Below are 20924 nucleotides of genomic sequence, written 5' to 3' on the forward strand. Positions count from 1 at the left end.
AAATTTATTATCTTTTGTATGGGATATTATGATTGTTGTAGGGATTGATCACGGCACATCGGGAATTACCGCATGTGTGATGGAAAACAAAACTGTAAAATCTATTTTTAAGATGAAAAGAACCGAAATTAACGAAAATTCTTTTTTAAAAGAACTTGAAAAACATGTTAATTTAAATGACATCGACTTGATGGGCGTATGCTACTCGATGGGAGATGGAATAGATAATATAACCGATATAAAAAAAGTTGATAATAGGGGAGTAATCAACCTTGAAGGAATTGGAAAAAAGGTTGGTGGCGGAACTAGGGTGTATGATGAAATAAAATCATCAAATATTCCTGCAGTTGTTATTCCTGGACTACATAAAGATGTAAAAAGTATGGATGAAAGATTCAACGCTCTTTTTTCACATATCGCATCTCCAGAAAAAATATCAATCTGCTACAATGCTTACAAAACATTTGGCTTTGAGAATTTCATCCTTTCAGACATTTCTTCAAACACAGTTACACTTTTGATAAAAAATGGAAAAATATTTGGCGGATTTGATGCATGCGTTGGTGCTGTTGGAATATTACATGGGCCCCTCGATCTAGAATTAATTAGAAATATCGATGCAAAAAAAATCACTGCAAATGAAGCTTTTTCAAAAGCAGGAGTCGTTAAAGTTACAGAATCCTACAAAGGAGTCGAAGATACAAAATTTGAAATTATGAGTAACTACAAAAATAATGAAAAATGCAAACTTGCAGTTGATTCACTTGTTTTAAGTGTTTCAATGGAAATAAATTCTTTGATGTTTTTAACTCCCGATAAAAATGTAATTCTTGCAGGATCCATTGGAATCTGGGAAAATCCAAACGTTTCTGAAATGATAAAAGAAAATATCGACGGAAACGTTCTTGTTTTAAATGAAGAAAGTGGTGCAATCGGTAGTGCAATGATTGCAGAAGATATTTTGAATGGTAAAAAAGATATTCTTGGAATACCTGTTGATTTTTAAATTTTTAGACTTTACACCATAACTATTATATACCACTTTTCGATATAGGGTAGTTGCCGCTCTTTTAACACCATGATGATATGAGTGGGCGCCATCCGGATAAAAAAATTTTTTTAAGTGATGAAGGAGGTCATAATATGGCTGTATATGTTAAATTTGAAATATCACAAGAACTCGAAGAAAAAACTGCAGAAGTAGTTGCTAACGCTGAAAAAATCAAAAAAGGCGCTAACGAAGTTACAAAAGCAGTTGAAAAAGGAATTGCAAAATTAGTTGTAATCGCACAAGATGTACAACCTGAAGAAATCGTTGCACACATTCCAGTAATCTGCGACGAAAAAGGAATTGCATACTCATACAGTTCAACAAAAGAAGCTTTAGGAAAAGCTGCTGGTTTAGAAGTACCTACATCAGCTATTGCAGTTGTTGCTGAAGGAAACGCTGACGAATTAAAAGATTTAGTTGAAAAATTAAATGGATTAAAAGCATAATTTTAGCAGCTAACTATTAAATAAAATCAGGTGATTTAAATGGCTGATGATATGGTATACCAGGAAGCAGTAGCTGCTGAAGTTATCCAAATTAACGGAAGAACAGGAGTTACTGGTGAAATTTTCCAAGTAAGATGCAAAATCTTAGGTGGAAAAGACACAGGAAGGATCTTAACAAGAAACGTAAAAGGGCCTGTTAAATTAGGCGACCTTATCATGTTAAGAGAAACCGAAAGAGAAGCAAAACAACTCGGTAAAAGAAGAAAATAATTCCCGCTAGGTGATTACAATGGAATGGAAAACATGTAGCTTTTGTGAAGGCACAATTGAACCTGGATGCGGAAAAAAATACGTTAAAAAAGACGGTTCAGTTATGCACTTCTGTTCATCAAAGTGTGAAAAGAACTTCAAACTCGGAAGAGTTGGAAGGAAATTAAAATGGACTAACACTTTCAAAAGAATTAACAGAGGACAATAAATCCTCCAAATCTTTTTAATATCTGTTTTAAATTAAAATTAGCTTTTTTAAAAATGTTTTAAAAATTTAAAAAAAAGAAATGAATTCTTTGATTATTCAACTGTTATTTTATAGACTTTTGTGCTTGAGGAACCATCAATTCCGTCCCATGAACGGTAGTAATCAAATTTTATTTCGACTTCTCCTGATTCGGTTGCATTAAAAGTCCACTCGTGAACTCCACCTGCACCAACAATACCGTCTTCTACGTCATCTTGAATATATTCATCGAACAATAATTCTATTTTATTTTTATCACTTATTGAATAATTCCAAGTATATCCTGTTGTCGGGTTTTCATCAAGTTTTATAGTCATATTTTCCCCGATAACCATATTTTCTTCAGTAGTTTCCACCTCAACGTCTGAAGTATCTTCAACTAATTCAATGTAAGGTTCATAATAAGGATATTCATATTTTGGTAAATTAATTGTTTTTACGGTTTCCCAGGTATTTTCATCGATTACGTGTATTTCATAGTTTGAAAATGTGTAGAGGTAATCTCCAATATATAATGACCTTAAAACACCGTAGTCTTTGAAAACATCATCTTTGACCATTGTAATTCCGCTTTCTTTAACTTCTAAAGCATATGCGTGGCTTCCAGCTGGAAGTACAAGTATTTCTTTTTCAGAATCCCACAAAAATGCGTGATGTTCGTAGAGTGCAGTTGACCAGTATTCGTTTAATGAATATTTTGAAAGTTCTTTTGGGTTTTCAAAGTCAGATATGTCAAATAATGAAATTTTTACCATATTTGAGTCATCTTTTCCAATTCCAATTAAGTTATTATCTCCAATTGGATGCAAATAAGTAGAATATCCTGGAATTTTTAATTCACCGAGAACTTCTGGATTTATCGGATCCCCTAAATCAATTACAAGTAAAGGATCGGTTTCTTTATAGGTTACAACGTATGCTTTGTCGCCAATAAACCTTGCAGAATATATTCTTTCCCCCTCTTCAAGGCCTGTTACTTTTCCAATGATTTCCATGTTTTCGTCGAATACATAGATGTTATTTGTTTGTATGTCATTGTATCTCCAGTCGTTTCCAATTGTTGTTGCAATTCTTAAGTTTCCAGTATATTCGTCCATCGAAAAGCTGTTTAAAATGGTTCCTGGAACTTTTCCGCTTGTTAATTCAAAATCATCGAGACTTATTTTTGCAATACCGGTTCCTTCAAGTTCTTCCCAGTGATCTTTCAAATAAATTTCATAATCATTTTCAATTTCATTTTCCAAATTATTCATTTCTTCTGAAGATAGTGTTTTTAGGTAATCTTCAAGAATTTCAGTCATTTCAACATATTTTGCACTGTCCCCAAAATCAGTATTTGAAAATACCCGATCAAGTTTGTCAGCTACTTCTTTCGGGAAATATTTATCACTATTTTCACTTACAAACTTCATTATCAGTTTATCTTCATTATAATCGAGTTCATAAGCAAAATACATGTTTTCTTCTGAAACATAGACCGTGTTACTGTATGAACCTACCAATGCAACCGTGTTTTCAATATCTCCGCTTTCAACATCCATTGACGAAATAATGTATGTCGATTCAAAGCTCGGGTACATGATATCAGGAATTACTGGAATGTATATACTTTCATATCCAATTTTAACACCATTCCATATTATTGGCCCATTTATTCCATATTCCTGAACTATTAAGTATAATTCACCATCAATTAATCTCGAATCAACGTATGATCCGTTTAAATCCTTTGCCCATATTAATTCAGGCGATTTTGGATCTGAAATGTTGTAATTTTTAATTCCTTCATAGGTAATTACAATTAAATTATTTCCGTCAAGATAGAGATTTCCACCTTCAGAGATATTTCCAATTATTTGGGCAGTTTCGGCAGGTACTGCATCAATTGCATAGGTAACCTGTCCCCAATAACTACTCCAAGTTGGACCTTGTGTTGTATAAAATATAAGTTCACCATTTGTTTTTACAATATCAGCTTCATCTACGCCAACTACCTGAACATTTGTCTCCGAATATCGCTCTTCAGAATATCCCTGTGCTACTGAATCAGTATCGTAAGCAATCTCAGACGTTACAGCATAATCTTTTACTGCAATATTACTACTACCATAATAATACCCAGAATCTGATAGTTGTTTTACAAAATTATTAAAATTTTCTTCAGAATTTGCAGGAACTACATTAAAATCCCCCGTATAACTTATTCCAGAATTATCTTTCGGATTATAGGTTAAAAAAACTGCAGAGGTTACTAAAAGTAGCCCCAAAATAATAATTATATTGCGATTCATAAAAATCACCGTTTATTTTCATAATAAATACTGTGTGGTAAACCTTAAAAATAGTTTTTAAATCGTTCGGTGAGTTCCGAACATTTTTTAATTGAAAATAAAAAAAATAATTAGTTGGATTTGTATGTTATTTTCGAAATTATGTGATATGCAATAAGTAAACTTAATAAAATCAATCCTACACCAATTAAAACATTTAAATCAGAATTAACGGCATTTACTGATTCAGAAATTCCGGAAGCTGCCATATCAAATTCTGAAACTTTTAAAGCCTCATTTGTGGCCAAAACCGCTGAATCCATTAACTGCATTTCGTTTCCAAATCTAATAAACAATATACTGTACAAACCGCTTAAAAATACAATTACAGACATTGGGAACAATATTATCATTTTTTCAAGATCATTTCTAATTAAATAATGTCCTTTTTCCGTCAATCCATAATATACCCATTTTCTTCCATTTTCATTCTTTTTTACAAGTTCTCCATCAACCAGTATTGATAAATGTTCATGTACTGTTGATTTGGATAATTTCAATCTCTTCGAAAGCTCAGTTACCGTGTAGTTTTTATTTCCGAGTGCTTTTAAAATAGATATTCTTGAATGCGAGGATAGTGCTTTTAAAAATTTTTTGTTAACTTCAAGTCCAGTCATGCTCAACCACTTAAAAATTTAAGAAAAAAATATTTTATTATTCTTCTTCAGAATCTTTTCTCTTTTTCCATCTTCTATATAAAATGTACGCAACAACTGCTACAACGACAATTATTCCAATAAATGAGTAATTGGTTCCTTCCTGTTTTACCTGGCTGTTAGCGGGATCGAGTTCGAATTCCTGTTTAATGGTAAATTCTTCGTGGTATTCGTTAAAGTATGTCAAAGTTGCAGTGATATTTGTTTTTGAATCCCCAAATATTTCCAATTCATATATTCCTGAATCAGAATCATCTTCTTCTAAATCGCCGATATATCGAATGTAATTATCGTTTAATTCAACTGCACCATCAATTTCAAGTACGCAGTGCTTCAATTTCGAAGTTCCCCTGTTTGCAAGCGCAATTGTTACTTCTTGACCTCCAGAAATCGGTTGTACACCATCAAGATATAAAAACGGCTGGTTGTCAAAAATTGTACTTTTTACTTTTAGATTTATCGGAATTGATGAAGTATATTCTGCTCCGTCTTCCCCAACCCATTCAATATTTGCATTTATGGAATAAATTCCATCTTCGGTTGTTGGAATTGCGTATGCATCAACGGTTATTAATTTTTGAGTTTGTGGACTTAATGATTCCAGATAGAATGTTGTTGGTCCAACAATGTTTAGATCGCTTGTTCCAGCCAAATTTAAAGTCAGATACTTTGCAGTTCCAGTTCCTTGATTTTTGATATAAATTTCAAGTTCTTCGGATTCTGAAGGGTTTATTGGAGTGGTATCGTCTAAATTAATTTCAAATTTAGCAATTCCGTATATTGGGACGTAATATATTTTTGTTACTGATTTCTGCTTTTCATTTGCATCGTCATTGGGATCATATTCAGTTGCAGTTACTGTAACATCAATTCTGTACTCGTCAGAAGGTGCATTCTCGCTTACATGTATTTTAAAGTATGCGGTATCACTTTCACCCTCGTTAAGATGTGAAATTTTAGCAATACCTGTTTCAGGGTTCACCTGTTTTATTTCAAATGGATAATGCGGACTTATTTCGACTTTGATGTCTTTTAACTGTTTATCGTAGTTGTCGTTAACTATCTTTATCCAAATGTTTACATCATCCCCCGGATGTATCACGTTTGGATTTGTTTCTCCAAACTCAGAATTATCTACCTCATACTGCGGATCGTCCACAGATAGCGCATAAGAACTCGTTATTAATACAAATGCAAGTAATAATAGTCCAGACTTACTCAAAAGTCCCATTATATCACTCTTTTTATGTTTTAGGTTGGATAATATTTAACAAAATTATTCCTACATCAAATTAATTAAAATTAACGCTACATTTTTCCACCAACCAGTTTAGTTTTATGATTATTCCCGATATTTTTTCAAAATTATTGGAATTTCTTCCTCAATTATTCCATAAACCCGATCTAACTGAATTATCCGATTTGAAAGTTTTGAATCTTCCTCATCCAGTAAATTTTTACCATCATTTAAGATTACACGTATTTTAGATACTGCTTGAAGTTCGTTTGTTAAAATTGACTCTAAACAGTTGTCTTTAACTTGATAATATCTTTCTCTCTCACCTGGAAAGCTAATCTGCCCTATAAGTTTGGTTTTCAATAATAATTTGATCATATTGCTTACCGAACTCTTTGAGACATTTAATCTTTCAATGAGATGTTTTGCAGTTGTGTAAGGTGGATCGCATATCAAAAGATAGGCAAAAATCCTGCCTGCGATTCGTGGAAATGCAGTTGTGGATTCAAAAAACTGGCCAAACTGTTCAATGAATGCATCTTCCTCATCCAGATAACGTTTTACCATTTTTTTAGCACCTATTCCTCTTTTTTAATAACTTCAGTTTCTAAAACTTCGCCATCCTTAACTCGATCAATTTCAAGGATTTCCCCATCTTTCATTCGGATGACTTTTGTAGCATATTTTATCATGTAATTGTCATGTGTAACCATAATAACAGTCATTCCTTCGGAATGTAAATTTTCAAGTATCTCCATTACCTGTTTACCGCTTTTACTGTCAAGATTTCCAGTAGGTTCATCTGCAAACAGTACTTTTGGATTATTTGAAAGAGATCTTGCAATTGCGACTCTTTGCTGCTGACCACCTGAGAGTTGAGAGGGTTTATAATTTTCCCGCTCACTGAGCCCGACGATACTCAATAGTTCTTTGGCTCGCTTTCTCCTTAAATGTTCATCTTTCCCATCCAGAGTCATCGGAAGTTCAACATTTCCTAAAGCCGTCAATGTACCAATTAAGTGAAATTGCTGGAATATAAATCCACTAATTTTTCGCCTGAATACTGCACGTTCGTTTTCGTTCATTTTTGTGGTTTTTTTACCTTTTATGTAAACATCACCCTTTGAGGGAACATCTAAAAGACCCAAAATATTCATTAAAGTGGATTTTCCACAACCACTCGGGCCCATGATCATTACAAATTCTCCTTCTTCAATTTTTAAATTAATACCCTTCAATACATTTGATTTAGCTTCGCCAATACCATACGTCTTGATTACATTCTTTGTTTCAATTAAAGCCATATTATTCCCCTCTCAAAGTATCAACAGGGTTTAATTTTGCACCGCTTCTTGCAGGGAAGTAGCCACTTAAAATTCCGACCACAAATGAAAATATTAAAACTCCTATAATCAATTCCCATGAAATCCATGCCCTGATTAATCCATAACCTGAAATTTCTGCAATGTATTCAATACCCTTTGCAATTAATATTCCAAGAATTGTCCCGATAATTCCGCCGAAAAGCCCTAAAAATCCAGCTTCGACAACGAATATTGAAAGTATCGTGTTATTTTCGGCACCAAGTGCTTTTAAAATTCCAATATCTTTTCTTCTTTCCAAAATACTCATGTGCATCGTGTTTGAAATCCCAACAGCACCCACGAGTAATGAAATCCCTGCAACACCAACCAAGAATATTGTTAAAACACTAAAAATACTATTAATTGACTCGGCAAGCTGTTCTGAAGTTAAAACTGAAAAGTTTTCGTCCCCCCTTGAATCTTCGAGTTCCTTTTCGATTTCTTCTGCAACTTTGGCAACATTTTCACCATCCCTTATCTTAACCATGAATACATTGTACTCATCCGTTACATCGAAAACTTCTGAAGCTGCTTCGTATGGAATTACAATAGAATTATCATCATCAGGGTTTCCAAGAGGTTCTAAAACGCCCACTACCTTATATTTTTTGTCGTTAATTTCAATTTTATCCCCAAGATCTATTTCCCTATCGAATGTATCGTGTGATAGGCTGTTTCCGATCACACATGTGTATGTATCACTGTCTTTCATCCATCTACCTTTTTCAAGCTCATATCCATAAGCTTCAGTGAAAAATATCTGGTATATTGATGCTTTTGTTGCAAAAACGCTTGAGTAGTATTCCTGATCATTGTATGTTACAAGGGCCCCCCCAAACCAGCCGTACAATAAAACATCAACACCCCTTACATTTTCTACAGCCCTTAAATCCCTATCGTTAAAATTTTTGGACATTGCAATGCTTGTAATCTGCTGTGAAGGGTATATTGTAATAACGCTGGCTCCTGCTTTGGATATTTCTTCAGTAATATAATTTTGAACACCATACCCTAAAGAAATAAGACTTACAATTGCCAAAATACCTATAACAATACCAATTATCGTTAAAAGACTCTGCGTCTTTTTTTGAGTTATGTTTCTTCCCGCAAAAGAAACTATATCCTTTAGTTTCATTGATTTTCACCGGAGATCCGTTGAAATTTGATAAAAAATAGTTTACTTAGTTTAGTTCTTAATAAACTTGGGAATATTGTAATTTATATTCTTTTTGAATTAAATTTAAAAAATATCTTAAAAAGTTAAAAAAAGGTTTAATATTCTTCGCATTGCTTTTCAAAGTAAGCTGTCGGGTGTCCGCATGAAGGGCATTCAACTGGCGCATTTTTGTCTTTTACTAAGTATCCGCACTTTCTACAGGTCCAGTATATCTCTTCATCTTTTTTGAACATTGAATCTTTTTCAATTTGCTCAATTAATTTTTTGTACCTTTGTTCGTGGTGTTTTTCAGCTTCAGCAATCGCAAGAAGTCTATCTGAAATTTCTGTTAATCCTTCTTCTTTTGCTATTTTTGCAAATTCTGGATACATTTCTGTATGTTCGTAATTTTCCCCAGATGCAGCTTCCTTTAAATTTTCTATTGTTGTTCCATATGCGGTTGGAACGGCTGCTCCATCGATTATGATTTCAGCAGGGTTGCCATTGTCTTTTTTAAGCGAATCGATTAATCTAAATAACCATTTCGCATGCTCTCGCTCTTGTTCTGCAGTCATTGTAAATATTTCAGCTATTTTTTCATAGCCTTCTTTTTGAGCTATCTTTGCGTAGATTGTATATCTATTTCTAGCCTGACTTTCCCCAATAAATGATTTTGAAAGATTTTCGATTGTTTTTTGCAAAGCATCCACCTCGTTTACCTTGCATTAATTTATAAACTTCATTTTATATATTTTTTATAGATTTAAATCATTGAAAAAGAATTAGGGGTTATTTAAAAATCGAAATTAAAAAAGTGTGAGTATTCCTTTAATTATACCTGTATTTGCTATTTCAATGCTTGAAGCCATTGCAATATCTTTAAATCTTTCTTTTAAGCAGGGTTCTGTAGATACTGCTTCTTTTAACAGTTCCATGCATTCAGTTAAGTCTGTCGAATCCACGTTTTTTGAAAGTATGTATACGGCAGATATTGCTGCAACAGACCTGTTTTCGTCCCTAAGCTCTTCTGAAAGTTTTAATAATACTTTTTCCAGATTATCCATGTTGTAGCTATTTTTTGAGAGTTTTCTACTTACGGCATCCCCGTCAATTACTTCTGAAGGGCGTATCACAACTTTAGTATCCTTTTCAAATTTTTCAATTCTTCTTTTGGAAGTAACTATATCCGAATCAATTACCTCAATTTTTGAAACTTTTGGTAATTCTTCCTGTTTAATAACTTCTTTTTCATTGTTTTCAGGAACGCTTTTAACTTTACTCATTAATTTTTTGAGCCTTATATCAATTCCACTCACAAAGTGCGAAAATATGTTTTGGTTAAATTTATTAATCGTTTTTTCAGTTTTTCCAGAAATTTTGTAGGCGGATTTTACAAATTCTGAAATTTTAATCTTTCCTGAATTAATTTCATTTAAAAATTTGTAAATTATTGAAATTTTTTCGTCATCATCCAGAGGGAGTGTATGTGCGTGCAATTTCGAATTTAAGAAATTATCATACCATTTTTCAAAATCCCTTTCAATTAAATTGAATTTAAATATCACAAAGTCTAAAACTTCATTATCTTTACAGTAATTTAAAAATGCAGCCAGTGATTTTGTATAAGTATCGTAAGAAGCGTTTGTTACTTCTTCAGCGTATATTTTAAATGTTTTATACGCTTTTTCAATTTCTTCCCTTGTAAATTTAGGATTTTCGAAAGTATCCATTCCTTTTTCAGATAATTTTATTGAATACCCATTTAATTCAGGATTATTTCCCATATCAATAAATCCTTTTTGCTTCAATATATCGATATTTCGATACAAATCTGCCCGTTCTAGAGATAATTCTTCCTTAAATATTTCACAAGACAGAAATGCATCGTTATCCCTGCTGTTTATTTTGTAGATATGCTTTAAAATGTTTTGTTGAATTTCTTCATCATTAATACTTCCGGCCATGAGCTGCACCTTCGAATTAAGATTAACATTAAAATAAAAATCAGACAATTTTCTATGAGATGTAGTGCTAGAAAATATTTAACCGTTATGATTTAGTTTTTTTGGAAATTTAATGTTAAAAAAGTCTAAATTATAAATTATTTCAAAAAAAAGTTTAACTATTAATTACTTTAAATTTATTTTGTAGCCATGAGGGCACTTTTCTGGACGATCTATAAATTCATATAACTTTTCAATTGTTTTGTCCGACACTGCATGCTCTATTTTACATGCTTCTTCTTGTGCAAACTCGAGATCAAGCCCTAAAATTTCAGTTAAAAAACACTCAATAATCCTGTGCTTTCGAATTGTTTCTTTCGCAATTTTTTCGCCAGATTCTTTGAGATTTATTCCGACATATGGCTGATAATCTATCAATCCGTCACCGTGCAACTTTTTAGCCATGCTAGTTACTGCGGCAGGCTGAACATTCATTAATTTTGCAAGTTCTGTTGTTTTTATTGGCCTTTTGTTTTCTCGAATAAATAAAAAGATATTTTCAAGATAGTCTTCAATATTTTGTGATACCATGTTATCGCCAAATGAAAAAATATATATAGTTTCAAAAATATTATAGAATTTAAGTTAAGTTAAATTATTTAATCTATCTTAATTAATTTGTATATATAATTTTGGTGGTCATATGGAAAATCTTTTGCACAAAGACCCAGGTTCATACTTGGTGGTTAAGGTTGAAGGACATTGTAGAAGATTTTATGAACTTGGAATTCTTCCGGGTTGTAAAATAACATTAATATCCCGAGCTGACAGAGGCCCCGTGCTTATTAGGGTTGGAAACTCGAAAGTAGCCATTGGACGAAACATGGCAGAATCGATTTTTGTAGAATAATTTAAAAAAATTTATTTAGAAAAAATCATAAACTAATTTACAAAAAAATATTTAAGTTAGCTTAAATTATTTAAGCTAGGTGAAATGTGAACAGCATTGTGTGGTTTAATATGGAAAATTTAAAAAAAGAGAAAAAGGAAAGTCTTCTTGAAAACATTCTCGTTAAAATTTCAAAAAATATAGTGAAAGCTAGCTGTTCATGTTGTAGCGAGAAGAAAAACTGCAAAGGAAAGTGTATACTGAATAAAACTGGTGAAGATGATGGATGAAAAGAATATTGTTGCACTACTTGGTCAGCCAAATGTTGGAAAAACTACCCTTTTCAACCACTTGACAGGAATGAAACAGAGAATTGGAAACTGGCCCGGCGTTACTGTTGAAAAAAAGGAAGGATTCTTCAAAAAAAATAATGAAAACTATGTTGTAGTCGATTTACCGGGAATATATTCCTTAATGTCTGATTCAATAGACCAAAAAATTGCAAGGGACTACATAGTCGAAAATAGCAAAATTACAGTAATAGATGTGATAGACACCCCAAACATAAACAGGAATCTTTATTTGACGATACAGCTTTTAGAACTTGGAATAAGTCCAATCTTATGTTTAAATTTAATAGATGAAGCAGAAAAATTTGGAATTTATGTAAATGACCAAAAATTAAGTGAAAAATTAGGCGTTCCAGTAATAAGAACTTCTGGAAGACATAAAATCGGAATTGATAATTTAAAAAATGCTCTTTATGAATTTAAGCCAACAGAACCAGTAAAAATTACATATTCTTCACTTTTAGAAGAAACTATCGAAAAAATAATCGATAAATTGGAAAATAGCCAATATAAACTCGATGAAATCTATGCACGGCTTCCAAAAAGATGGATTGCGATATCCCTTCTAGAAAAAGACCCTGATGTCGTAAATAAATTTTCAAAATATCCCGAATTTATAAAATTTGTAAAAGACCTGAAAATTGAAATTGAAAACGAAATAAAACACGATGTGGAAAGTTACGTTGTAGAACAGAGATACAAAAAATGCGATGAAATTTTAGCAGGGGTCATGGTAAATAGCGAATTATATGAAGATATCGACACGATTGTAATTCACCCAGTCTACGGGAGTTTGATATTTGGTGTAGTACTCTACACGATGTATAATTTTGTGTTTGGGTTAGGGGACATTTTTTCAGGATTTATCGGATCTTTCTTTGAGATACTTGGAAATTACCTAATGAATATTCTTCCGGAATCATTTTCTGGAGTGATTATCGATGGATTACTTGCTGGAGTCGGTGGAGTACTCGAATTCTTCCCAATTGTATTTTTAATAATGTTTTCACTTTCAACTCTTGAAGATACGGGTTACTTATCGAGAGTTACTGCATTAACACACTCAGTCATGTCCACAATGGGATTAAGTGGAAAATCGTTTATTCCAATGATTACAGGTTTTGGATGCAGTGTTCCAGCATTAATGGGTACAAGGTTCATTTCAAGCCATAAAGAAAGATTAATTACGCTTTTAGTAACACCACTTGTTCCATGCTCTGCAAGATTTGTAATAATTGGATTTTTCGCATCATTTTTCTTTATAGAACATGCTGCACTCTTTACATTAAGTATTCTTGCAATTACATTTGCAATGCTCTTCATAGTGTCATATGTGTTAAGTAAATTCATAAAAGGAGAAGCTGAAGAATACATATTTGAATTACCGCCTTACAGGATTCCAGATTGGGACAATATCATTAAAATGACATGGGCAAAAAGCAAAGAATTTCTAAAAAAAGCAGGAACTGTTATTGCTGCAGGTTCCATTTTATTCTATGGCTTTGTAAATTACCCTTCTCCTGATGCAAATTATGCTGCAGTTGTTGGAAAAATAATTGAACACGTAACACAATATATGGGACTCGACTGGAGAGCTGCAATATCACTTATATTTGGAATATTTGCAAAAGAACTGGTTGTTTCAAGCTTTAGCATTTTGTATCCTGAAAATATCTCAACAGCATTCAGCCCATTAAAAGCTTTCGTATTAACGCTTGTTTCAGTACTCTATATACCGTGCCTTGCAACACTTGCAACACTTTACCTTGAAACAAGAAGTTTGAAATGGACTGCCTTTGGAATAGGCTATAATTTAGTACTCGCAACACTTGTTGGAATAATAACATACAATATCGGAACAATGCTTGGATTTTAATTTATTTCACTTTTTTAATTTATTATCATTTAAAAATTCCATATAAAACATATTATACAAACCTGATTGAAATAAGATTTCTGATCATATAATTATTTATTTAAATATATTAATATATTCATAAAAATTAAAATTTTTAACTTATAAAATAAATTAAAATTGTATGGAAAAAGAAAAATTAGTGGGATTCTATTTTAATGGCCACTTTTAATGTACTTTCAACAGGTTTACCGCTGACTTTTTCGTCAACTGATACCAAGTCATTTAATTTTTCTTTTATTGATTCTGAAATCAATTTTACTAATTCTAAAGGTGCTATTGCTGAATAAAGGTAAGGCTTTTTACCAAGGCCATCCCTATCCATTTTTTTCCTTATTACATATTCTTCATTGTACATTTCAAATATTGATTCCCTTATTGTTGAAGGGTAAATTCCCGTACCTTTCGCTATTTCATCCACAGTGCTTTCAGGGTATATTCTTAAGAATATGTATATTTTAGCCCGAACTTCACTCGACAACAGTGAAGATACGTTGGCTATCAATGTTTTTTCGACACTCTCGATAGTTTTGCTCATAGTGACACCGTATTTATTTCGTTGGATTATGTTATTTGGATTTGGATTAATAGTTATATAAAAACAGTGGCCTCGTAAGTATATTATAGTTTAAAATATATAAAGGGGTATTCGATTTTCCATTATTATCCCCTAATAAAAAAGTTATTTGGTGTTAATAGAGTATTTATTTTTCAAGCATGACGGAGGTCGATTTTACGAGTGCAGTTACAGTATCTCCAACTTTTAAGCCGAGTTCCCTTTCTGCGTCAAGAGTAATTACTGAAACTATTGTATTTCCACCCCCAATGTCCACTTTGACTTTCGCAACTACCTGCCCCTCTACAATTTCAAGTATTTTTCCCTTAAACTGATTTCTAATACTCATTTTCATTAATATCCCCCTTTTAAGATTATCTATTCATAATATAATTTTTAATATAATTCCATATAAACTTTCCACTATCGAGATAAACTTTTTATATTTGGTTATGATAGTAATGATGTTATGGTACAGCCATAATTTGGACAATTTTCCAAATTTTTGTTTTCCCTGCGATTTTTTTAAAATTAAACCTGCAGTGGTTGCTGTTTTTTTGAATTAGTTCTTTAAAATAGCGCAAAAAATGGCTAATATAAAAAATACCCTAAAATGTACCTAAACTTTATATACTTTTAAATAAAATAGATTTTGGAAAACCATTTGGAGGTTATACTATGCCTGCCCCAAGATATAAGTCAGGTTCATCTAAAAAAGTGTACAGAAAAGCACCTGGAAACAGTTCAATCGTGCACTATAGAAGAAAAAAACAATCAAAAGCTGTATGTGGTGCTTGCGGTGCTTTATTAAATGGAGTACCTAGAGGAAGAGCAGTAGAAATCACAAAATTAGCTAAAACAGAAAAAAGACCAGAAAGAGCATTCGGTGGCAACTTGTGCCCAAAATGTGTTAAAAAAATGATGGTCGCAAAAGCTAGAAACTTCTAAGGTGCTAATATGATTATTACCATTGGAGGATTGCCGGGTACAGGGACTACAACGACTTCTAAGTTACTTTCAGAAAAGTACGGGTTAAAACATGTCTGTGCAGGATTTATCTTCAGAGACATGGCAAAAGAAATGAATATGACCCTCCAAGAATTCAGCAGTTATGCAGAAACAAATACTGAAGTTGACAACGAAATTGACAGAAGACAGGTTGAGGCGGCTCAATCAGGGGATTTAATCCTTGAAGGTAGACTTGCTGGATGGATCCTCAAAAAAAGTGACATAAAACCGGATTTAAGCATTTGGCTTAAAGCAGACCCGATGGTAAGATGCGTTAGGATTAGCGAACGTGAAAACGAGAACGTTGATCTGGCACTTGAAAAAATGATTTCAAGAGAAGCTAGCGAAAAGAAAAGATACAAAGAAATATATAATATCGAAATTGATGATTTATCAATATACGATTTAGTTATCGAGTCCTCGAAATGGGACGCCAATGGGGTATTTAATATCATCGAAAAAGCCATTGACAACTTGAAAGCTTAGATGGTAGTAAATCTCTCTGTTTGAAGTATGACATGTGACTGGCGACATTCACATTAACAAAAAATAAGATGAGGTAATAATTATGGCAGCAATTGAAGTAGGAAGAGTTTGCATCAAAACATTAGGAAGAGAAGCAGGTAACACCTGTGTTATCGTTGAAGTATTAGACAAAAACTTTGTAGTTATCGACGGTAGCGTTAAAAGAAGAAGATGCAACTTAAAACACTTTGAACCAACTGACAAAAAAGTTGACTTAGAAAAAGCAGCTTCAACCGAAGAAGTTAAGTTAGCTTTAGATGCAGCAGGCTTATTATAACTCCAAATCAGTGCTAAAATCGCACTTTAATTTCTTTTTTAGAATATTTACAAAAATTTAAAACTGTTTTAAAATTAAAATAAATTTAAAAAAATAGAATTTATTTTCAAAAAAAATTAATCATCTGTTTCAATTAATTTTCCAGCATCTTCTCCAGGTTTTACGCTGTAAATACTTGTAATTGTGATAACAATTGCGCCTTTTGGAGTTAATCCCGGAATTTTTGCTTTGTTTAATTCTTTTGCTTTTTCGTAGTATTCTCCTTCTGTTACAATTTCAGCTTTTCCTTTGTACTGGAATGGGTGTGCCCTACAGTCTGCAAGGCTTATTGCAACAATTGGATTTTCTTTAAGGTTGTTGAGCGTTTTGTTCATGAAATTATCTGAAATTACGAGTTTATCCCCAACAAACTGGTTTGCACCCATCGGAGCTACGTTTGGAACCCCATCTTTTGAAGATGTTGCTAAAAATAAAAGACCTGTTATATCAGTTTTCATTTCTTCAGTTAATTTAACCATTTATATCCCCTTTTCTGTTTTTATTTTCAGTTTATTTTTGGATTTGTGATTATTTAAACTTAATTATCCCTGTTTTGGTGTTGGAAGGTACGGGGTTATGAAATCGATGAAACTTTCGATATTTCTCGTCTGCACATAAATTTTGCCAGTTCCACTGAAGTTGTAAACTAAACCTTCACCACCAAGAAGTGTTGATTTTAAACCGCCAACTTTTCCAAGATTATAGTTTAAATCTCCAGTAAATGCAACTAAATTTCCATTATCAACGGTTATTGATTCGTTATTTAATTCTAATTCTTCAATTGCACCATATGATGATAAAAATACATCCCCTGAACCTTCAATTTTCATTAAAAATAGGCCTTTTCCACCGAAAAATGTTTTACCGCCACCAAATTTCGTATCAATTGCTAAATCTGGTGAAGATGCCAAATATGCACCACTACTTACATATAACGTTCCATTAAGTTCGTGATGGATTATATCTCCAGAATATCCTGGTGCAAGTGCAACTCGTCCCGAACCGCTTAATTTATTCATAAATAGGCTTTCTCCAACGACTGCTCTTTTTAAAACACCCAAAACTCCCCCTTTAGCAGATGTTTCGATATTTACGCCAGCATCTTTATAAACCATTGAACCGGTCTCAGTCATTATTTCCTGACCATTCAAATTGATTTTTAAAAGGGAGTATGAAGGTCTGCTCGTTATTTCAAAATCGTAGTCTGCCATGATTTTCACCAGTCTAGTTCCTTATATTAATATAAAGACCGTATTTTATATATCTTCGCTTTAATTATTTTTTAAATCTTAATTTATAGAGTTTTTTAGATAAATCCAATAATAAATCCTTATTTTGAAGGTTCGATACCCAAATTTCAGGAATATTTGATATACCATAATAAGCTCCTGCAATTGCACCATACATGCTACCCATGCTGTCCGTATCTCCACCTGCATTTACACAAGAAATCATTCCGTCTTTAAAGTTATCAGTTCTTAAAAACGTTGCAATTGCAGAAGGAACGCATTCAATTGCAGGAAGGCCGGTCTTAAATAAATCATACGCTTCATTGGCTGAATTTAAATCGTTTATAAGGAGTATCTTTTCTGAAAAGTCATAAGAAACGTCTTCAACAAATTTTGCGCATCTTTTAACAGATTTTTCAGATTTTACGTTGTTTATGGATTCTGCAACAAAAAATGCAATTGAAAGAGCGCCTGCAATTGCTTCATCGTTATTGTGAGTTAATTTTGTAGCATTGATTGTTATTTCTTTTAATTTTTCGTATTCTCCAAAATAAAAAAGTCCGAGTGGCCCAACCCGCATTGAAGAACCACATGTTCTTGAATCACAACCTGTTGTGTCCCCATCAATTAATTTTTCAATTGCTTTTGTACTCGTTGGCCCCATTCCAACTGGCTCGTCGTTATACCATTTTATTAATTCTTTGATAAAAATATCGTTATTAAAGCCTTTTACATCAAATGAATTCAGTATTGCAATTGTTTGATCTGTATCGTCAGTATATTGGCCTGCTTTTAAAATTCCATTAAATTTATTCAGCGGATCTACAAAGTTATCAATTATTCCGTATTTTTCTGCAATTTCTTCTTTTGTAAACCATTCCGTTGGCATGCCGAGTGCATCCCCTATAGAAAGCCCCAAAATGCTTCCTTCAAACTTTTCAAGCATTTTGTCCATAATATCCCTCAAAACATTTATACTTCAAAATAACAATATTTAAATCATGGTAAAAATAGGTTGCTCATCGCTGTTTTTCTGGGAATACGATATCGAAGAGATTGTCGATATATTTTTAGAACTCGGCTTAAAAAACATGGAATTTTTCCCGGAAAATCCAGAATTTTGGAAAAAAAGAAATGATTTAGATTATATTAATAGCGTTAAGTCTGAACTCTCAAAACTTGAAATAACAATTCATTCCCCCTATATCGAGTTAAACTCGTCATCCACCAATGAAAATATAAGGTACGTTACACTGATGGAAACGTTTTGGGCAATTGATCTTTCAAAAAAATTTAATGCAAAACTTATTACAATTCATGCTGGAAAAAGACCGACCCATAGAGTTCCGACAGATGAAGAATACGATAATTTTGATGATTATTTAAAAAAATCGATAGAATATGCATTAAAAAAAGAAATAACCCTTTGTCTTGAAAATTCTCCTGAAAAAATAAATAATATCTGCTACAACGTTGAATCGATGAAAAAAACACTTTATAAATTTGAAGATTTGTACATAACACTCGATATTGCACATGCTCGTGAAAATTCACTAGATTTTATCAAAAATTTCCATGAAAAAATTAAAAATATGCATATTTCAGGAGTAAATTCAAAAGATCACTATCCGTTAAGTGAATCCAGAATAAACTTCGATAAAACACTAAATTTACTTGTAAATGAATATGGCTATAAAGAAGCACTAAATTTCGAACTAAACGATTTAATCTACAAAAAATCCCTTTCAAAAAAAGAAAAAATGGACATTTTAACCAATGAAATTCATTATCTCGAAAAAATAATAAAATAATTAAACCAAAAATAAATTAATGGCCTATCATTTCGTCTTTTTCTTCTTCTGACAATATTTTTACGATTTCGTCAGGTTTTCCTGATTTAATTATTTTTCCACCCCTTACAAGAGCAGCTCTATCGCATACATTTAATACAAAGTCCATATCGTGAGATACGATTACGTATGTTTGATCGAGTTCGCTTCTTGATTTTTGGATGGATTCTGCAACTTGGTTTCTGGTTATTGGATCCATAGTTCCAGTAGGCTCATCCAAAAGGATTAAGTGCGGTTCACGGATTAACACTTGCGCAAGTGCAACCCTGTGCTTTTCACCAACACTGAGCTCTGAAGGGTATTTATCAAGCATTTTTTCAGCTTCTTCTTCAGTAAATCCAACAGAAACTAATGTGTGTTCTGCTTTCATTTTTGCAAATTCACCAGGCATTTCAAGCCCAATTGATTCTGTCAAGTTGTAAAGAATCGTTCTGTGAGGATAAAGACTGTATTCCTGGAATAACATTCCAATGTATCTTTTTGCACGCCCTCTAAATAATGGACCAACTTTGGTCATGTCAACCCATTCGTCAGCAAGTCTGAACTCGTATTTTCCTTTTGAAGGAGGAATTACTGCTGCAATTATTTTTGAAAGTGTGGTTTTACCTGCCCCACTTACCCCTACAAGTCCAAAAATTTCTTTTTCATTTATCGAAAGGTCTATTCCATCAACAGCCTTTACAATACCTCTGTCGACTGAAACATATCGTTTTTCAACATTTTCGATAGTGATAAGTTCATCTTTTACCTCAACTTTTTCAAATTCTTTCATTGAAGTGACGGTTTTCATAAATTCTTCTACAACAGATTTACTGTCTCCAGAAAGTTTCATTTCCCCTTTTTCAAGCCATATAGCTTTTTGACAGAGCTCTTCGATTACTTCCGGCCAGTGTGATGTAATAACCATTGCAATATTGTGTTTTATAACAGCTTCAGTAAGTGCGGTGTGAACGAATTTTGCAGTTCTTGGATCAAGTGTTCCAGTTGGTTCATCTGCAAGGAATATAACTGGGTTTTTTGCAATCTGTCTTGCAAGAACTACCCTTTGTTTTTCCCCACCACTTAAATCTCTAGAAATGTGTGCAATCCTGTGTTCGAGCTTTACCATTTTAATGAGATTTAATGCCCATTCTGTAGCAGTTTTTCCGTCATGTCCTGCAGTAGTTAACGCTTCCATGATATTTTCTGCAACAGTTTTTTCTCCGTAAAGCGCAAAGGTTCTCTGGAGCATTATCGCGATTTTTTTCTTTAAGGAGTATGTAGCATCATTTTGGTTCCAAAAATCTATTGATTTTGCGACATATTCTTTTCCGCAGTCACAAGTTTTTCCAACATGGGATGGAACTTCGACGTTCTCACAGTGCGGGCAGTATGCAACGTGATATATAACCTGTCCAGAAGTAGGATCATACCCTTCCATACCCCTTAACATATGTAAAAGTACGGATTTTCCAGAACCACTCCTACCTAGAACTCCTATAACTTCCCCTTCTTTTAATTCAAAACTTACGTTTTTTAGTACTTCCACATCCCCATAACTCTTTGAAACATTTTTCACTTCCAACAATAACATTGATATCACCTAA

At 32.8% G+C, this 20924-nt stretch carries 26 protein-coding genes; 11 read left to right on the plus strand and 15 right to left on the minus strand.

What is annotated here, in order from left to right; translation table 11 throughout:
• Positions 1–28: 28 nt before the first annotated feature.
• From MMARC5_RS04875 to MMARC5_RS04890, 4 genes are all read left to right on the plus strand, one after another.
• Positions 29–1006: a methanogenesis marker 12 protein gene (locus MMARC5_RS04875; protein ID WP_011868722.1), complete on the plus strand. Its 978-nt coding sequence runs from the start codon at positions 29–31 to the stop codon at positions 1004–1006.
• 137 nt (positions 1007–1143) lie between these two features.
• Complete coding sequence (gene rpl7ae / locus MMARC5_RS04880) at positions 1144–1497, plus strand: 50S ribosomal protein L7Ae (protein ID WP_048058475.1); 354 nt, start codon at positions 1144–1146, stop codon at positions 1495–1497.
• A 39-nt stretch (positions 1498–1536) separates the two neighbouring features.
• Complete coding sequence (locus tag MMARC5_RS04885; RefSeq protein ID WP_011868724.1) at positions 1537–1767, plus strand: 30S ribosomal protein S28e; 231 nt, start codon at positions 1537–1539, stop codon at positions 1765–1767.
• A 19-nt stretch (positions 1768–1786) separates the two neighbouring features.
• Positions 1787–1975: a 50S ribosomal protein L24e gene (locus tag MMARC5_RS04890; RefSeq protein ID WP_011170583.1), complete on the plus strand. Its 189-nt coding sequence runs from the start codon at positions 1787–1789 to the stop codon at positions 1973–1975.
• Between the two features lie 92 nt (positions 1976–2067).
• Here the strand turns inward: MMARC5_RS04890 and MMARC5_RS04895 are convergent, their stop codons facing one another.
• From MMARC5_RS04895 to MMARC5_RS04935, 9 genes are all read right to left on the minus strand, one after another.
• On the minus strand, positions 2068–4305 hold the full coding sequence (locus MMARC5_RS04895) for a beta-propeller domain-containing protein (protein ID WP_011868725.1): 2238 nt from the start codon (positions 4303–4305) through the stop codon (positions 2068–2070).
• Between the two features lie 110 nt (positions 4306–4415).
• Entirely contained in the window at positions 4416–4961 is a 546-nt protein-coding gene (locus MMARC5_RS04900) for a winged helix-turn-helix domain-containing protein (RefSeq protein ID WP_011868726.1), read from the minus strand.
• Positions 4962–4998: 37 nt separating this feature from the next.
• Entirely contained in the window at positions 4999–6231 is a 1233-nt protein-coding gene (locus MMARC5_RS04905; RefSeq protein WP_011868727.1) for a COG1361 S-layer family protein, read from the minus strand.
• Positions 6232–6342: 111 nt separating this feature from the next.
• The gene (locus MMARC5_RS04910) at positions 6343–6804 is read right to left on the minus strand and encodes a GbsR/MarR family transcriptional regulator (protein ID WP_011868728.1); all 462 of its coding nucleotides are present in this window, start codon (positions 6802–6804) and stop codon (positions 6343–6345) included.
• An 11-nt stretch (positions 6805–6815) separates the two neighbouring features.
• Positions 6816–7541, minus strand: coding sequence for an ABC transporter ATP-binding protein (locus MMARC5_RS04915; protein ID WP_011868729.1), 726 nt, complete (start codon positions 7539–7541; stop codon positions 6816–6818).
• Position 7542: 1 nt separating this feature from the next.
• Entirely contained in the window at positions 7543–8736 is a 1194-nt protein-coding gene (locus tag MMARC5_RS04920; RefSeq protein WP_011868730.1) for an ABC transporter permease, read from the minus strand.
• A gap of 137 nt (positions 8737–8873) precedes the next feature.
• Positions 8874–9458, minus strand: coding sequence for a rubrerythrin (gene rbr, locus MMARC5_RS04925; RefSeq protein WP_011868731.1), 585 nt, complete (start codon positions 9456–9458; stop codon positions 8874–8876).
• 105 nt (positions 9459–9563) lie between these two features.
• Entirely contained in the window at positions 9564–10721 is a 1158-nt protein-coding gene (locus MMARC5_RS04930) for a hypothetical protein (RefSeq protein WP_011868732.1), read from the minus strand.
• 165 nt (positions 10722–10886) lie between these two features.
• Entirely contained in the window at positions 10887–11291 is a 405-nt protein-coding gene (locus MMARC5_RS04935) for a metal-dependent transcriptional regulator (protein ID WP_011868733.1), read from the minus strand.
• Between the two features lie 112 nt (positions 11292–11403).
• Here MMARC5_RS04935 and MMARC5_RS04940 point away from each other — a divergent pair, with 112 nt between their 5' ends.
• The 3 genes from MMARC5_RS04940 (at position 11404) to feoB (ending at position 13815) form a co-directional block, all read left to right on the plus strand.
• Positions 11404–11610 carry a FeoA family protein gene (locus MMARC5_RS04940; RefSeq protein ID WP_048058476.1) on the plus strand — a complete coding sequence of 69 codons (207 nt, stop codon included), beginning with the start codon at positions 11404–11406 and terminating at the stop codon, positions 11608–11610.
• Between the two features lie 86 nt (positions 11611–11696).
• The gene (locus tag MMARC5_RS09655) at positions 11697–11879 is read left to right on the plus strand and encodes a hypothetical protein (protein WP_155810372.1); all 183 of its coding nucleotides are present in this window, start codon (positions 11697–11699) and stop codon (positions 11877–11879) included.
• Entirely contained in the window at positions 11872–13815 is a 1944-nt protein-coding gene (feoB, locus tag MMARC5_RS04945) for a ferrous iron transport protein B (protein ID WP_011868734.1), read from the plus strand. Before MMARC5_RS09655 ends, feoB begins: the two co-directional genes overlap by 8 nt.
• A gap of 178 nt (positions 13816–13993) precedes the next feature.
• Here the strand turns inward: feoB and MMARC5_RS04950 are convergent, their stop codons facing one another.
• Entirely contained in the window at positions 13994–14392 is a 399-nt protein-coding gene (locus MMARC5_RS04950) for a helix-turn-helix domain-containing protein (protein WP_011868735.1), read from the minus strand.
• Positions 14393–14558: 166 nt separating this feature from the next.
• Entirely contained in the window at positions 14559–14765 is a 207-nt protein-coding gene (locus MMARC5_RS04955; protein ID WP_011868736.1) for a TOBE domain-containing protein, read from the minus strand.
• A gap of 323 nt (positions 14766–15088) precedes the next feature.
• On the opposite strand from MMARC5_RS04955, the gene MMARC5_RS04960 reads away from it, so the two are divergent.
• From MMARC5_RS04960 to MMARC5_RS04970, 3 genes are all read left to right on the plus strand, one after another.
• On the plus strand, positions 15089–15358 hold the full coding sequence (locus tag MMARC5_RS04960) for a 50S ribosomal protein L34e (RefSeq protein ID WP_011868737.1): 270 nt from the start codon (positions 15089–15091) through the stop codon (positions 15356–15358).
• Between the two features lie 9 nt (positions 15359–15367).
• Complete coding sequence (cmk, locus tag MMARC5_RS04965; RefSeq protein ID WP_011868738.1) at positions 15368–15904, plus strand: (d)CMP kinase; 537 nt, start codon at positions 15368–15370, stop codon at positions 15902–15904.
• A gap of 82 nt (positions 15905–15986) precedes the next feature.
• Positions 15987–16220 (plus strand): 50S ribosomal protein L14e, encoded by a 234-nt coding sequence (locus MMARC5_RS04970; RefSeq protein ID WP_011868739.1) that lies wholly within the window; start codon positions 15987–15989, stop codon positions 16218–16220.
• Positions 16221–16336: 116 nt separating this feature from the next.
• Here the strand turns inward: MMARC5_RS04970 and MMARC5_RS04975 are convergent, their stop codons facing one another.
• The 3 genes from MMARC5_RS04975 to MMARC5_RS04985 all read right to left on the minus strand — a co-directional run bounded on the left by MMARC5_RS04975 (position 16337) and on the right by MMARC5_RS04985 (position 18443).
• On the minus strand, positions 16337–16738 hold the full coding sequence (locus MMARC5_RS04975) for a pyridoxamine 5'-phosphate oxidase family protein (protein ID WP_011868740.1): 402 nt from the start codon (positions 16736–16738) through the stop codon (positions 16337–16339).
• Positions 16739–16801: 63 nt separating this feature from the next.
• Positions 16802–17470, minus strand: a complete 669-nt coding sequence (locus tag MMARC5_RS04980) for a TIGR00266 family protein (RefSeq protein WP_011868741.1) — start codon at positions 17468–17470, stop codon at positions 16802–16804.
• Positions 17471–17534: 64 nt separating this feature from the next.
• A complete protein-coding gene (locus MMARC5_RS04985; protein WP_011868742.1) occupies positions 17535–18443 on the minus strand; it encodes an ADP-ribosylglycohydrolase family protein in 909 nt (302 codons plus the stop codon).
• Between the two features lie 46 nt (positions 18444–18489).
• Here MMARC5_RS04985 and MMARC5_RS04990 point away from each other — a divergent pair, with 46 nt between their 5' ends.
• Positions 18490–19299, plus strand: a complete 810-nt coding sequence (locus tag MMARC5_RS04990; protein ID WP_011868743.1) for a sugar phosphate isomerase/epimerase family protein — start codon at positions 18490–18492, stop codon at positions 19297–19299.
• Positions 19300–19315: 16 nt separating this feature from the next.
• On the opposite strand, the gene atwA is transcribed toward MMARC5_RS04990, so the two are convergent.
• Entirely contained in the window at positions 19316–20911 is a 1596-nt protein-coding gene (gene atwA, locus MMARC5_RS04995; protein WP_011868744.1) for a methyl coenzyme M reductase system, component A2, read from the minus strand.
• Positions 20912–20924 lie beyond the last annotated feature (13 nt).

This window comes from Methanococcus maripaludis C5, assembly GCF_000016125.1.
Lineage (GTDB): Archaea > AGJL01 > Methanococci > Methanococcales > Methanococcaceae > Methanococcus > Methanococcus maripaludis_D.

Excerpts from the sequence above, each read along its gene's own strand:
- MMARC5_RS04910 (WP_011868728.1), bottom strand. The coding sequence starts at position 6,804 with ATGGTAAAACGTTATCTGGATGAGGAAGATGCATTCATTGAACAGTTT.
- MMARC5_RS04915 (WP_011868729.1), bottom strand. The coding sequence starts at position 7,541 with ATGGCTTTAATTGAAACAAAGAATGTAATCAAGACGTATGGTATTGGC.
- MMARC5_RS04975 (WP_011868740.1), bottom strand. The coding sequence starts at position 16,738 with ATGGTTAAATTAACTGAAGAAATGAAAACTGATATAACAGGTCTTTTA.
- MMARC5_RS04920 (WP_011868730.1), bottom strand. The coding sequence starts at position 8,736 with ATGAAACTAAAGGATATAGTTTCTTTTGCGGGAAGAAACATAACTCAA.
- MMARC5_RS04990 (WP_011868743.1), top strand. The coding sequence starts at position 18,490 with ATGGTAAAAATAGGTTGCTCATCGCTGTTTTTCTGGGAATACGATATC.
- MMARC5_RS04940 (WP_048058476.1), top strand. The coding sequence starts at position 11,404 with ATGGAAAATCTTTTGCACAAAGACCCAGGTTCATACTTGGTGGTTAAG.
- MMARC5_RS04930 (WP_011868732.1), bottom strand. The coding sequence starts at position 10,721 with ATGGCCGGAAGTATTAATGATGAAGAAATTCAACAAAACATTTTAAAG.
- MMARC5_RS04885 (WP_011868724.1), top strand. The coding sequence starts at position 1,537 with ATGGCTGATGATATGGTATACCAGGAAGCAGTAGCTGCTGAAGTTATC.
- MMARC5_RS04890 (WP_011170583.1), top strand. The coding sequence starts at position 1,787 with ATGGAATGGAAAACATGTAGCTTTTGTGAAGGCACAATTGAACCTGGA.
- MMARC5_RS04980 (WP_011868741.1), bottom strand. The coding sequence starts at position 17,470 with ATGGCAGACTACGATTTTGAAATAACGAGCAGACCTTCATACTCCCTT.
- MMARC5_RS04935 (WP_011868733.1), bottom strand. The coding sequence starts at position 11,291 with ATGGTATCACAAAATATTGAAGACTATCTTGAAAATATCTTTTTATTT.
- rpl7ae (WP_048058475.1), top strand. The coding sequence starts at position 1,144 with ATGGCTGTATATGTTAAATTTGAAATATCACAAGAACTCGAAGAAAAA.
- cmk (WP_011868738.1), top strand. The coding sequence starts at position 15,368 with ATGATTATTACCATTGGAGGATTGCCGGGTACAGGGACTACAACGACT.
- MMARC5_RS04955 (WP_011868736.1), bottom strand. The coding sequence starts at position 14,765 with ATGAAAATGAGTATTAGAAATCAGTTTAAGGGAAAAATACTTGAAATT.
- MMARC5_RS04985 (WP_011868742.1), bottom strand. The coding sequence starts at position 18,443 with ATGGACAAAATGCTTGAAAAGTTTGAAGGAAGCATTTTGGGGCTTTCT.
- MMARC5_RS04895 (WP_011868725.1), bottom strand. The coding sequence starts at position 4,305 with ATGAATCGCAATATAATTATTATTTTGGGGCTACTTTTAGTAACCTCT.
- MMARC5_RS04950 (WP_011868735.1), bottom strand. The coding sequence starts at position 14,392 with ATGAGCAAAACTATCGAGAGTGTCGAAAAAACATTGATAGCCAACGTA.
- MMARC5_RS04875 (WP_011868722.1), top strand. The coding sequence starts at position 29 with ATGATTGTTGTAGGGATTGATCACGGCACATCGGGAATTACCGCATGT.
- MMARC5_RS04970 (WP_011868739.1), top strand. The coding sequence starts at position 15,987 with ATGGCAGCAATTGAAGTAGGAAGAGTTTGCATCAAAACATTAGGAAGA.
- feoB (WP_011868734.1), top strand. The coding sequence starts at position 11,872 with ATGGATGAAAAGAATATTGTTGCACTACTTGGTCAGCCAAATGTTGGA.
- atwA (WP_011868744.1), bottom strand. The coding sequence starts at position 20,911 with ATGTTATTGTTGGAAGTGAAAAATGTTTCAAAGAGTTATGGGGATGTG.
- MMARC5_RS04905 (WP_011868727.1), bottom strand. The coding sequence starts at position 6,231 with ATGGGACTTTTGAGTAAGTCTGGACTATTATTACTTGCATTTGTATTA.
- MMARC5_RS04900 (WP_011868726.1), bottom strand. The coding sequence starts at position 4,961 with ATGACTGGACTTGAAGTTAACAAAAAATTTTTAAAAGCACTATCCTCG.
- MMARC5_RS04960 (WP_011868737.1), top strand. The coding sequence starts at position 15,089 with ATGCCTGCCCCAAGATATAAGTCAGGTTCATCTAAAAAAGTGTACAGA.